At 75.0% G+C, this 12,450-nt stretch carries 11 protein-coding genes and 1 riboswitch; of the genes, 6 read left to right on the top strand and 5 right to left on the bottom strand.

Annotated elements, in window-relative coordinates; translation table 11 throughout:
- Positions 1-24 precede the first annotated feature (24 nt).
- On the top strand, positions 25-645 hold the full coding sequence (locus OIM89_RS23660; protein WP_030699823.1) for a TetR/AcrR family transcriptional regulator: 621 nt from the start codon (positions 25-27) through the stop codon (positions 643-645).
- Between the two features lie 254 nt (positions 646-899).
- Positions 900-2,399, top strand: coding sequence for a phytoene desaturase family protein (locus OIM89_RS23655; protein ID WP_047469177.1), 1,500 nt, complete (start codon positions 900-902; stop codon positions 2,397-2,399).
- A 43-nt stretch (positions 2,400-2,442) separates the two neighbouring features.
- Here OIM89_RS23655 and OIM89_RS23650 read toward each other — a convergent pair whose 3' ends face one another.
- From OIM89_RS23650 to OIM89_RS23630, 5 genes are all read right to left on the bottom strand, one after another.
- On the bottom strand, positions 2,443-3,435 hold the full coding sequence (locus tag OIM89_RS23650) for a hypothetical protein (RefSeq protein ID WP_264491603.1): 993 nt from the start codon (positions 3,433-3,435) through the stop codon (positions 2,443-2,445).
- Between the two features lie 42 nt (positions 3,436-3,477).
- The gene (metF, locus tag OIM89_RS23645) at positions 3,478-4,398 is read right to left on the bottom strand and encodes a methylenetetrahydrofolate reductase [NAD(P)H] (RefSeq protein WP_030699820.1); all 921 of its coding nucleotides are present in this window, start codon (positions 4,396-4,398) and stop codon (positions 3,478-3,480) included.
- A 115-nt stretch (positions 4,399-4,513) separates the two neighbouring features.
- Complete coding sequence (gene thiE / locus OIM89_RS23640; RefSeq protein WP_047469183.1) at positions 4,514-5,161, bottom strand: thiamine phosphate synthase; 648 nt, start codon at positions 5,159-5,161, stop codon at positions 4,514-4,516.
- A gap of 163 nt (positions 5,162-5,324) precedes the next feature.
- Positions 5,325-5,690 (bottom strand): Rv2175c family DNA-binding protein, encoded by a 366-nt coding sequence (locus OIM89_RS23635; protein ID WP_008410462.1) that lies wholly within the window; start codon positions 5,688-5,690, stop codon positions 5,325-5,327.
- Between the two features lie 973 nt (positions 5,691-6,663).
- On the bottom strand, positions 6,664-7,851 hold the full coding sequence (locus OIM89_RS23630; protein ID WP_030699818.1) for an NAD(P)/FAD-dependent oxidoreductase: 1,188 nt from the start codon (positions 7,849-7,851) through the stop codon (positions 6,664-6,666).
- 92 nt (positions 7,852-7,943) lie between these two features.
- Positions 7,944-8,055, top strand: a riboswitch (TPP riboswitch).
- A gap of 55 nt (positions 8,056-8,110) precedes the next feature.
- Here OIM89_RS23630 and thiO point away from each other — a divergent pair.
- The 4 genes from thiO (at position 8,111) to pknB (ending at position 12,422) form a co-directional block, all read left to right on the top strand.
- A complete protein-coding gene (gene thiO / locus OIM89_RS23625; protein ID WP_226965614.1) occupies positions 8,111-9,337 on the top strand; it encodes a glycine oxidase ThiO in 1,227 nt (408 codons plus the stop codon).
- On the top strand, positions 9,334-9,570 hold the full coding sequence (thiS, locus tag OIM89_RS23620; RefSeq protein WP_030699816.1) for a sulfur carrier protein ThiS: 237 nt from the start codon (positions 9,334-9,336) through the stop codon (positions 9,568-9,570). The genes thiO and thiS overlap by 4 nt, the downstream gene beginning before the upstream one ends.
- Before the next feature lie 2 nt (positions 9,571-9,572).
- Positions 9,573-10,367: a thiazole synthase gene (locus OIM89_RS23615; protein ID WP_047469188.1), complete on the top strand. Its 795-nt coding sequence runs from the start codon at positions 9,573-9,575 to the stop codon at positions 10,365-10,367.
- A 114-nt stretch (positions 10,368-10,481) separates the two neighbouring features.
- On the top strand, positions 10,482-12,422 hold the full coding sequence (gene pknB / locus OIM89_RS23610) for a Stk1 family PASTA domain-containing Ser/Thr kinase (protein WP_374197966.1): 1,941 nt from the start codon (positions 10,482-10,484) through the stop codon (positions 12,420-12,422).
- Positions 12,423-12,450: the final 28 nt, after the last annotated feature.

The following is a 12,450-nucleotide window of genomic DNA, read 5'->3' as shown; positions in this document are numbered from 1 at the left end:
GCCGCACCTGCGAAAATCGGGACCATGGACAGCAGCACACGGCGCCAGGCGACCCGGCAGAAGCTCTACGAGGCAGCCGTCACCCTCATCGCCGAGCAGGGCTTCTCCGCGACCACGGTCGACGAGATCGCCGAGCGGGCGGGAGTCGCCAAGGGCACCGTGTACTACAACTTCGCCAGCAAGACGGTGCTGTTCGAGGAGTTGCTGCGGCACGGGGTGGGGCTGCTCACCGCCTCGCTGCGCACGGCGGAGCAGGAGACCGCCGCGCGCGGCGGCAGCCGGGTCGACGCGCTGGACGCCATGATCCGCGCCGGGCTGGTCTTCATCGACCGCTACCCGGCCTTCACCCAGCTGTACGTCGCCGAGCTGTGGCGCACCAACCGGGCCTGGCAGGACACCCTGCTGGTGGTCCGGCAGGAGGCGGTCGCGGTGGTCGAGGAGGTGCTCAGGGAGGCGGTGGAGTACGGAGAGCTGAGCCCCGAGGTGGACATCCCGCTGACCGCTCCGGCCCTGGTGGGGATGGTCCTGGTGGCCGCCCTGGACTGGCAGTCCTTCCAGCGCGGACGCTCCATCGACGACGTCCACGCCGCCCTCTCGCTCCTCCTCCAGGGCCGGGTCGGCGGCCTGGGCCCGGCCCGCCCCTGACCGCCGGCACACGAGACCCGCCGGCACACGAGACCGGGCGGGGCCCCGGAAGACCTCTCGGCCCCGTCCGTCCCGCCGCCCCGTGTCGGCGGCACGGACACGTCACCGCACGACCCCGCCCGGCGCGCTCCACTCTTCCCGCCACCGGCCCGGGACGCCTCCGCGCCCGTACCCAGGGGGTGCTGAGTAGGGGTACTCAGCCGGCATCCGACCGCCCCCGCTCCTCCCCCGGCCCCCGCCATAGAATCGGGCCCATGGCAAGAATCGCGGTGATCGGCGCCGGTATGGGGGCCATGGCGGCGGCGGCCCGGCTGGCGGTGGCGGGGCACGACGTGGAGGTGCACGAGCGTACGGAGACGTACGGCGGGGCCCTCGGGCAGTACCGGCGGGAGGGGTTCACCTTCGACACCGGGCCCGGGCTGCTGACCCTCCCGGCGGTCCCCCGCGACCTCTTCCTGAAGACCGGCCGCGAGGCCCTGGAGGACCGGGTCCACCTCACCGAGACGGAACCGGCCGTCCGCCACGTCTTCGCCGACGGGGTCCACGCCGACCTGCCGCACACCTCGCGCGCCCAGGTCGCCGCCGCGCTCGACGCGGCCCTCGGCGACGGGGCGGGGCAGCGGTGGGGCGCCTTCCTGAACCGCGCCAGGGACACCTGGGACCGCTCCCGGCGCCCTCTGCTGGAGGAGACCCTCTGGCCCAACTGGCAGGTCCTGGCCGAGCGCGAGCCGTACCCGGCCGAGCCCTGGCGGCGTCCGCTGCGGCGCGAGCGGCGTGCCACCACCCTCGCCGAGATCGGCGCCTGGGAGCTGCGGGACGCACGCCTCGCCGCGCTCCTCGGGCAGTACGCGCTGGCCGCCGGGCTCGACCCGCGGACCGCCCCCGCCGGCGCCGCCGTCCTGCCCTACCTGGAGCAGACCTTCGGGCTCTGGTCGGTGCGGGGCGGGATGCGGGCGCTGGCGACCGCGCTGTACGAGCGGTGCGTGGAGCGGAGGGTGCGGTTCGTCCTGGGCTCCGAGGTCACCGCGATCCGTACCGAGGAGGGGCGCGCGGCGGGGCTGGTGACCGCCGACGGGACCCGCGTCGACGCCGACCACGTGGTGGCCGGTGTCCCGCCGTCCGTCCTCGACGCCCTGCTCGGCTCCCCCGCGCGCACCGCCGGCGAGGTCCCGGCCCAGCGGGAGACCGACCGCGCCTCGCGCCTGCTGGTGCTGTTCGCCCTGGACGGCGAGCGACCGCCGGGCACCGTCCACCGCACCGTGGTGCACAGCCGCGACGCGAAGGCCGAGGCCGCCCATGTCTTCGGCGGGGCACCGGGGGTGGCGGCCGACCCGACCCTGACGGTGGACCGCCCCGAGGACCCCGGCCTGGTCCCGGGCCCCGGCCACGAGGCGGTGACGGTACGGCTGACCGTCGCGCCCGGCACCGAGCCCACCGAGGCCGACCTCGACCGGATCACCGCCCGCGCCGAGGCCGCCGTGCCGGGCCTCGCCGGGCGGGTGCGGTGGCGCCACGCTCTCACCCCGGCCGACATCGCCCACGCCACCGGCGCCCCGGGCGGCGCCGTCCCCGCCCCCGCGCTGGCGGCGGCGGACGGGAAGCTGCTCCACCCGGCCAACTCCACCCGCGTTCCCGGCCTGTTCACGGTCGGTGGCTGGTCCCACCCGGGCGGCGGGCTGCCGCACGCGGGAATGTCGGGCGCCCTGGTGGCCGGACTGATCGTCGAGGGCCCGGAGTTCACCGGCTCCACCTGAGCGGACCCCCGCCCCTCGGTGGCCTCCCCTGGCATCGGTGGCGTCAGTAGCGGTACTGCTGGCCGCCCTGGTCCGGCGCGCCCTGCCCCCGCGCCGGGGGCTGCTCCTGCGACTGCCCGCCGTACCCCTGCTCCTGGCCCTGCCACTGGTCGTAGCCCTGCTGCGGCACGTAGGTGCCGTCCGGCTGCTGCTGCGGCGGGAGGCCCGCGGCGTCGTAGGTGCCGTATCCGGCGTCGTAGCCGCTCTCCCCGTCGCGCTGCTGGGGGACCCAGACGCCGCCGGGCGGGGTGTCGGTGTAGCCGGTCTGGCTGTACGTCTCCTGCGGGTAGCCGTAGGCGTCCTGTCCCTGCTGGTGGGCCTGCTGGCCGCTCCAGTCGCCGTAGTCGCCCTGGGTGGTCTGGTCGTACCCGGCGGTGGCGGCGTACGGGTCGGCGTGGCCGGAGTACTGGCCCTGGCCGGTGTCGTAGCCGTATCCCTGGGAGGCGTAGTCGTAGTCGTACCCGGACTGGGCGGCGGCGTACGGGTCCTGCGGGGCGTACCCGGATTCCTGGGCGGCGTACGGGGTTTCGTAGCCGGCGGGGTCGGTGGCGGGCTTGGCGGGGCCGTCGTCGTAGACGCCGTACTGGCCGGTGTCGTCGGGCATCGGCTCGACGGTCGCGTAGACCGGCGGGGCCTCGGGGGGCTCCGGCAGGTCCGGAGTCTCCTCCTGGAGGCCGGAGACCTCCAGGGTCGGGTCCTGCTCCGTCGCCCCCGGGGTACGGCGGCGGCGCGAGGCGCCGGGCCGGCCGCCGACCGCCCAGCCGGTGGAGAAGCCCCGGCGGAAGGAGAGCGTCACGAAGGTCTGCCCGACCGCGAAGGCGATGGCGCCGAGCGCGATCACGATCACGAGTGAGGTCAGCACGCCGAGGACGACGCAGGAGAAGCCGGCGAAGGCCAGCAGCCGCCACCGCAGCCGCGCCTTGTACTGGAGCAGTACCTCGCCGAGGAGCCACAACGCCACTACCCCGAACGCGATGTAGAGGACCGTCCAGCCCATGTACGCCCCTCTCCCGCGGTCGCCCTCACCGGCGGCCGCGGATCAGCCCTTGTCGTCGTGCAGGCCCAGATTCTCGTGGATCTCCAGTGTCGCCGTGGAGTTGTTCAGGGTGATGAAGTGGAGTCCGGGCACACCTTCGGCCAGCAGCCTCGCACAGAACTCCGTGGCGAACTCGATCCCCATGGAGCGTACCGCCGCCGGGTCGTCGGCCGACGCACGCATGCGCTCCTCCAGCTTCCGGGGGAAGACCGCGTTGCTCAGCTGGGCGAACCGCTCGATCTGGCGGAGGCTGGTGACGGGCATGATCTCCGGGATGATCGGCGTCGCGCAACCGGCCGCGGCCACCCTGTCCCGCAGGCGCAGATAATCCTCCGGATCGAAGAACATCTGGGTGATGGCGTAGTCGGCGCCGGCACGGCACTTGTCGACGAAGTGCCGGATGTCCGTGTCCCAGTCCGCGGACCTGGGGTGCCGCTCGGGGAAGGCGGCGACGCCCACGCAGAAGTCGCCGGACTCCTTGATGAGCCGGACCAGCTCGGCGGCGTAGGTGACGCCCTCGGGGTGGCGCACCCACTCCCCCATCGGGTCGCCGGGCGGGTCGCCCCGGACCGCCAGCATGTTGCGGATACCGGCGTCCGCGTACTGGCCGATGATGTTGCGCAGCTCGGCGACCGACTGGTTCACCGCGGTGAGGTGGGCGACCGGGGTGAGCGTGGTGTCGTCGGCGATCTGCCGGGTGGCACGGACGGTGCCCGAACGGGTCGAGCCGCCCGCGCCGTACGTCACCGAGACGAAACTCGGCGCGACCGCCTCCACCCGGCGCAGGGCGTCCCACAGATTGCGCTCGCCCTTCGGGGTCTTCGGCGCCCAGAACTCGAAGGAGTACGAGGTCTTGCCGGAGGCGAGCAGATCACGCACGGTCGCGGCGTGGTCAGTCCTGGTGGAAGCGGTACCTAGGGCCATACGGGCAGGTTAACCAGGGCGAGGGGGCGAGCGGGCCGAAGCTGGTCGTTTCGCCCCCTTCAACCGATTCTTGTCCACCCCTTGGACAGGCGTGGACACCCCGGAAGGGACCGGCTCAGAGGGCGCGCAGACGGCGGGCGAAGTCGGCCGCCGCGGCCTTCGGGTCGTCGGCCTCCGTCAGCGCCCGGACCACGACGACCCGGCGGGCGCCCGCCTCGGTCACCGCGTCGAGGTTGCCCGCGTCGATGCCGCCGATGGCGAACCAGGGGCGGTCGGTGGTGAGGGTCGCGGCGTAGCGGACCAGGTCCAGGCCGGGGGCGTGGCGGCCCGGCTTGGTGGGGGTGGGCCAGCAGGGGCCGGTGCAGAAGTAGTCGACGCCGGGCTGGGCGGCCGCGGCCGCCGCCTCGGCCTCGCTGTGCGTGGAGCGGCCCACCAGCGGGGCGCCGCCGATCACCGCGCGGGCCGCGGGGACGGGCAGGTCGCCCTGGCCCAGGTGGAGGACGTCGGCCTTGGCCGCGTGGGCCACGTCGGCGCGGTCGTTGACCGCCAGCAGCTTGCCGTGGCGGCGGCAGGCGTCGGCGAAGACCTCCAGCAGTTCCAGCTCCTCGGCGGCCTCCAGCGACTTGTCGCGGAGCTGGACGAGGTCGACGCCGCCGGCCAGCACGGCGTCCAGGAACTCCGGGAGGTCGCCCTGGCGCTTGCGGGCGTCCACGCAGAGGTAGAGGCGGGCGTCGGCGAGGCGGGCGCGGGCGGTGTCGGACATGGGGTCCCCCCTGACAGCGGTGTGCGGGCCGCGTTCGCGACGCGGCCCGCATCCGGATGGGCTCCCGGGCTGGCGCCCGGAGTGGGCCGGGCTGGTGCCCGGACTGGGCTGGTGCCCGGTTGCGAGCGGGGCCCGGGTGGGCCGTGCCCGCCGTGTGGCTGGGTCAGACGGCGAGCGCCTGGGCGCGGCGCTTCACCTCTGTCCCGCGATTCTCGTTCAGTGCCTGGGCCGGGGTGCCCGGCAGGGTCTCGTCGGGCGTGAACAGCCACTCCAGCATCTCGTCGTCGGCGAAGCCGTCGTCCCTGAGGACGGTCAGCAGGCCGCTGAGGCCCTTGACCACCTTGTCGCCGTCGATGAAGGCGGCGGGAACCATCAGTACGCGGTTCTCGCCCCGGCGGACCGCCAGGAGCTGGCCGTCCTTCACCAGCTGGCGGACCCGGGTCACCTCTACGTCGAGCTGTTCGGCGATGTCGGGGAGGGTGAGCCACTCGGGGACGAGAGCATCGATCTTTGCGTCAATCTCGGTCACGTACCCAAGAGTGCCATGGCGGCACGGGGGCCGCCGGGTCGGCAGGGGGTGCGCTTGTTTGCCTGGGGCCTTGTCGTGCCTTCGCGATCTGTCGGGGGTGGCCCCGGCTGGGCCGTTTTCGCTGGGCTTCGCCCGATGTGCGGGGGATTTGTCCTTGCCGGTCACTGATCGGCCTCAAGCGCCGGCCGGGCTGCTTTGTGGCTGGGCTCCGCACTGGGCTTCCGACCATGACCCTGCCGGTCAAAGACGGCCTCAAACGCCGGCCGGGCTGTAGGGGTTCGCGGTTCGTTCGCCGTCTGGGTCGGGCGGGGCCGCACCGGGGTACCTCCTCACAAACTGCAGGGTGCGGGGTCAGTCGCTTCAAGGCGGCCGTGTGTGCAGTTTGCTGCGGGGGCACCCCGGCACGACCCCGCCCTTCCGTCTCGTCGGCGTCGTCCCGCCGGTGGGTGAGGAAAAGACAGACCGTCCCCGATTGATCTTTGTGGCGAGCGAGAGCGGTCACAGTGGTCGCTGTGGAGAAGCCCGGTATCGGGGACGGCCTCATCCACCCACCGGCGGTCGGCCGCGTACGAGACCGTGGGGTGGGGACGTGCCGGGGTGCCCCCGCAGCAAACTGCACACGAGGCAGCCATACTCCAACTCACCCCGCACCATGCAGTTTGTGAGGAGGTACCCCGGCGCGGCCCCGCCCCACCCCCGTGCCGGAGGAACCGCGAACCCCTACAGCCCGGCCGGCGTTTGAGGCCAGTCAGTGACCGGCACGGGCAGCGGCCGGCAGGTCGGGACGGAGCCCAGCCAGAACAGCCTGGCCGGCGCTGAGGCCGTCGGTGACCCGCAGGGTCAAGACGCGGAAGGCCGGGGCGGAGCCCAGCCCCACCGAACCCCAGCCCGGCCGGCGTTTGAGGCCAAATCGGTGACCGGCAGGGCAGCGGCCGGCACCCCCAGACGCGGCGCAGCCACACCCCGGCGGGGGTCAGGCCGTGGCGGACTTCAGGGGGACGGCGGGGTCGGCGACGAGGGAGGGGGTCAGCACCGCGCCGGAGGCGATGAGTTTGCGGCCCTGGGTGAGGTCGCGGGGCCGGCCCACGGTGAGAACGGCGCGCAGCGCCCCCGCAGGGGAGAGCCAGCAGAGGGACCAGGCGGCCTCGTGGGGGTCGCCCCGGTGGACGAGGAGGTCCTCGGGCGCGTGGTGGCCGGCGTACTGGACGAAGCGGCCGAACTGCTCGGACCAGAAGTAGGGCACCGGGTCGTAGGGGGCGGGCTCCTGCCCGGTGAGGGCGGCGGCCACGGTGCGGGGCCCCTGGAGGGCGTTGTCCCAGTGGTGGACGAGGAGACGGCGCCCGTACCGCGCCGAGGGGAAGGAGGCGCAGTCCCCGACCGCGTACACGTCGGGGACGGAGGACCGCAGCAGCCCGTCCGCCAGGACGGCCCCGTGGGCGTCGAGGGCGATGCCGGAACCGGCGAGGAACCCGGTGGCGGGCCGCGCCCCGATCCCGACGACGACGGCGTCGGCGGGGAGCAGCCGCCCGTCGGCGAGCCGCACCCCGTGGTCCTCGACCCGGGAGACGGCCACCCCGGTGAGCAGCTCGACACCCTGCTCGGCGTACCAGCCGGCCATCGGCCCGGCCGCCTCGGCGGGCAGCACCCCGGCAAGCGGCCGGTCGGCGGCCTCCACGACGGTGACGTGGCACCCGGCCTCCCGCGCGGCGGTGGCGAACTCGGCGCCGATCCAGCCGGCGCCGACCACGACGACGGTGCGCCGGTCGGCGAGGACGGGCCGCAGCCGGGTGGCGTCGTCGAGGGTGCGCAGCAGATGGACGGCGGGGTGGTCCTGGGTGCCGGGGAGGGCGAGGGGTTCGGCGCCGGTGGCGAGGACGAGGGCGGTGTACGGGACGGGGCCCGCGTCGGTGTCGACCAGGTGCTCGGCCGGGCGGACCCCGGTGACGGCGACGCCGAGCCGCAGCCCGATGCCGAGCCCCTCGAAGTCCACGTCGAAGGCTGAGCCCTCGGCGGTGCCGAGCAGGACGGCCTTGGAGAGCGGCGGCCGGTCGTAGGGCGGATGGGGTTCGGCGCCGAGCAGCGTCACCGGGCCCTCGTGCCCCTGTTCGCGCAGCGCCACCGCCGTCTGCACCCCGGCCATGCCCGCGCCGACGACCACCACGCCGGGAACCTGCTGATGCGTCTCGCTCACCGGGCCACTGTAGATCTCCGGGCGGGCGACGGGACGAGGAGGGCGGGGGTCTAGGCTGGCCGCAGACCAATCGCGGGAGCCCGGCGGACCGGGCTGAGAGGGAGGCTGCGGCCTCCGACCGTACGTACCTGATCCGGGTCATGCCGGCGAAGGGAGGGGCTGGGAGCCCATGGACAGCAGCGACAGCAGGGGTGACGAGGGGACGGGTGCGGCCACGTCCGGGGCTCCGGTGGGGCCCGAGGCCGTACCCGTCGCCGAGGCCGTACGGAGCACGGCGGTGTACACGGCAGGTGGCGCGCGCAATGTCGTGGTGGCCGGCGGCGGGATCATCGGGCTGGTCACGGCGTGGCGGGCGGCCCAGCGGGGGCTGACGGTGACCGTGGTGGACCCGGCGCCGGGAGGCGGGGCGGCGCGGGTCGCGGCGGGGATGCTGGCGGCCGTGACCGAGCTGCACTTCGGCGAGGAGCGGCTGCTGGCCCTGAACCTGGCGTCGGCGGAGCGCTATCCGGCGTTCGCGGCGGAGCTGGCGGAGGCGAGCGGGCAGGAGCTGGGGTACCGGCGCTGCGGCACGCTGGCGGTGGCGCTGGACGCCGACGACCGGGCGTACCTGCGGGAGTTGCACGCGCTGCAGCTCCGGTCGGGGCTGGAGTCGGAGTGGCTGTCGGGCCGGGAGTGCCGGCGGCTGGAGCCGATGCTGGCGCCCGGGGTGCGGGGTGGCCTGCGGGTCGACGGGGACCATCAGATCGATCCGCGGCGGCTCGCCTCGGCGCTGGTGGCCGCCTGCGAGCGGGCCGGGGTGGCCTGGTGCCGGTCCACCGCCGGGCGGCTGGTGGTGCGCGGCGGCCGGGCCGTGGGTGTGGAGCTGGCCGACGGCACCCTCGTGGAGGGCGGGCAGACCGTGCTGGCGGCGGGGAGCCGCAGCGGGCTGCTGGCGGGGCTGCCCAAGGAGGTGGCGGTGCCGGTGCGGCCGGTGAAGGGCCAGGTGGTGCGGCTGGCGGTGCCCGAGGCGTATCGGCGTGGGGCGGCGTTCCTCGGCCGGACGGTGCGGGCGGTGGTGCGCGGCAGCCACGTGTACCTGGTCCCCCGGGAGAACGGCGAGCTGGTGATCGGGGCGACCACGGAGGAGCTGGGCTGGGACACCACGGTGACCGCCGGCGGCGTCTACGAGCTGCTGCGGGACGCCCACGAGCTGGTGCCGGGCCTGACCGAGCTGCCGTTCACCGAGGTGCGGGCGGGGCTGCGGCCGGGCTCGCCGGACAACGCGCCGCTGCTGGGGCCGACCGCCCTGCCGGGGCTGCACCTGGCCACCGGCCACCACCGGAACGGGGTGCTGCTCACCCCGGTGACCGGAGACGTCCTGGCGGACGTGCTGACCACGGGCGCGCTGCCCGGGTACGCGGACGCCTTCACCGCGCGGCGGTTCGAGGCCGCGCCCGTCCAGGAGGGGGCCCGATGACGACCGAGGGCACGAGGAGCGAGGCGGGGACGTACGCCGTCTCCGTCAACGGCGAGCGGCGTGAGCTGGCGGCCGGGACGACGCTGGAGGCGCTGGTGGCGGAGTTGACCTCGGCGCCGCGCGGGGTGGCGGCGGCCGTCAACGAGGCCGTGGTGCCGCGCGGGGCGTGGACCGCGACCGTGCTCGGCGAGGGTGACCGCGTCGAGGTGCTCACCGCTGTGCAGGGAGGCTGACCGTGGCGGACGACACGTTCACGATCGGGGGGACCGAGTTCGGCTCCCGGCTGATCATGGGGACTGGCGGGGCGCCGAGCCTGGAGGTGCTGGAGCGGGCGCTGACCGCCTCGGGCACCACGCTGACGACGGTGGCGATGCGGCGGCTGGACCCGGGGGTGGCCGGTTCGGTCCTCTCGGTGCTGGAGCGCCTGGCGATCCAGGTGCTGCCGAACACCGCCGGCTGCTACACGGCGGGCGAGGCGGTGCTCACCGCGCGCCTGGCCCGCGAGGCGCTCGGCACCGACCTGGTGAAGCTGGAGGTCATCGCCGACGAGCGGACCCTGCTGCCGGACCCGGTGGAGACGCTGGAGGCGGCCGAGGTGCTGGTCGACGACGGGTTCACGGTGCTGCCGTACACCAACGACGACCCGGTGGTGGCGCGGCGCCTGGAGGAGGCGGGGTGTGCGGCGGTGATGCCGCTGGGCTCGCCGATCGGGTCGGGGCTCGGTATCCGCAACCCGCACAACTTCGAGCTGATCGTCGAGCAGGCCGGGGTCCCGGTGATCCTCGACGCGGGCGCGGGGACCGCCTCGGACGCGGCGCTGGCGATGGAGCTGGGGTGCGCCGGTGTGATGCTCGCCTCGGCGGTGACCCGGGCGCAGGAGCCGGAGCTGATGGCCTCGGCGATGCGGCACGCGGTGGAGGCGGGCCGCCTGGCGTACCGGGCGGGGCGTATCCCGCGCCGCCACTTCGCGCGGGCGTCGTCGCCGGTGGAGGGCGTGGCGCACCTCGATCCGGAGCGCCCCGCGTTCTGACCGGGCGGTCCGCGGGACGGGGCCGGCCGCACGGCGGTGACCAGGGCGTCACAGCTTGGCTGCGGTCGGTTCCGGAGTCTTCGGCGCGGCCGCGTGGCTCGTAGACTCCGGGGCGTGGATACGCCGCTTCCCGACACTTCGCCCCGGCCCGCGGGCACCGCCCCGCTGGGGCTGGTGCTCGACGGGCGCTACCGCGTCGACGCGCTGATCGCCGTCGGCGGCATGGCCACGGTCTACCGCGCCCTGGACACCCGCCTGGACCGGGTGGTGGCGCTCAAGGTGATGCATCCGGAGCTGGCGGCCGACGCCTCCTTCGTGGAGCGGTTCATCCGCGAGGCCCGCTCGGTGGCCCGCCTCTCCCACCCCAACGTGGTCGGCGTCTTCGACCAGGGCGCCGAGGGCGCGTACGTCTATCTGGCGATGGAGTACGTGCCGGGGTGCACCCTGCGGGACGTGCTGCGGGAGCGGGGCGCGCTGACGCCGAGGGCGGCGCTGGACGTGCTGGAGCCGGTGCTCGCGGCGCTCGGCGCCGCCCACCGGGCCGGGTTCGTGCACCGGGACATGAAGCCGGAGAACGTCCTGATAGGCGACGACGGCCGGGTCAAGGTCGCGGACTTCGGCCTGGTCAAGGCCGTGGACACGGTGACGAACACCACGGGCGCGGTACTGGGCACGGTCGCGTACCTGGCGCCGGAGCAGATCGAGCAGGACGACGTCGCCGACGCCCGCGTGGACGTGTACGCCTGCGGGGTGGTGCTCTACGAGATGCTGACGGGCGGGCGCCCGCACTCCGGGGACTCCCCGGCGCAGGTCCTGTACCGGCACCTGAACGAGGACGTGCCGCCGCCGTCGGCGGCCGTGCCGCACCTGGGTCCGGAGCTGGACCGGCTGGTCGCGGTGGCGACCTCGCGGGCGCCCGAGGGGCGGCCCGAGGACGCGGTGGCCCTGCTGGCGCTGGCCCGGGACGCTCGGGCCGCGCTGGACGACGCGGCGCTGGACGCCGTACCCCCGGCGGCGCTGGCCGGCGACCGCAGCATCGCGGAGGACCGGACCAGCGTCATCCCCCGTTTCTCGACCCCGGCCCGGCCCGCCGCCGACGACGGCGTGCAGCGGACCAGCGTGCTGGCCGCCGCCCCGCCGGAGCCCCCGGCGCCCGCCCGGCGCAGCCGCTTCGGCAACCGGCGCAAGGGCGGGCTGGCGGCGCTGGTCGCGGTGCTGCTGGTGCTCTGTGTGGGCGCGGGGGTCTGGTACATCAACTCGGGGCAGTTCACGCGGGTGCCGCCGCTGCTGGCCAAGACCGAGGACGAGGCGCGGCAGCGGCTGGCGGACGCCGGGCTGAAGGTGGGCGGTGTCGACAAGGCGTACAGCGACACGGCCGACCGGGGCACGGTGACCAAGACCGACCCGGGCACCGGTGAGCGGGTGCGGGGCAACGGCTCGGTGAACCTGACCGTCTCGCTCGGCCCGCGCAAGGTGACGGTGCCCCGGGTCGAGGGGATGTCGCTGGCCAAGGCCAAGGCGCGGCTGCGGGACGCCGGGCTGGAGCCGGGGATGGTGACCCGGGCCTTCAGCGAGTCCGTCGCGAAGGGGGACGTGGTGAGCACCGACCCGGCCGCCGGGACCGAGCGGCGCGGCGGCTCGGCCGTGGCGCTGGTGGTCAGCAAGGGCGCGCCGGTGGAGGTGCCGGACGTGGCGGGCTCCTCGCTCCAGGAGGCGACCGAGGCGCTGAAGGAGGCCGGGCTGAAGGTGAGCACCGCCGACGAGCGGGTCTTCTCCGAGCACGAGAAGGGTGCCGTGGCGGCCCAGTCCCCGGAGCCCGGGACGGAGCTGGCCGAGGGCGGCGAGGTGGAGCTGACGCTCTCCAAGGGCCCGGACCTGGTCGAGGTCCCGGACGTGACCGGGCAGAAGGAGGAGGAGGCGCGGAAGACGCTGGAGGGGGCCGGGTTCAAGGTCGACGTCTCCCGCTGGTTCTTCGGCGACACGGTGTGGGACCAGTCGGTCGAGGGCGGCGAGACCGCTCCGCGCGGCTCGGAGATCACCATCCGGGTCCGCTGACCCCAGGGTCTCGGGGCTAGGGCCGTCC

Source organism: Streptomyces sp. BI87, assembly GCF_025957665.1.
Taxonomy (GTDB): domain Bacteria; phylum Actinomycetota; class Actinomycetes; order Streptomycetales; family Streptomycetaceae; genus Streptomyces; species Streptomyces albidoflavus.
The sequence above is the reverse complement of the archived record's forward strand: the minus strand, read 5'-3'. Positions and strand labels throughout refer to the sequence as shown.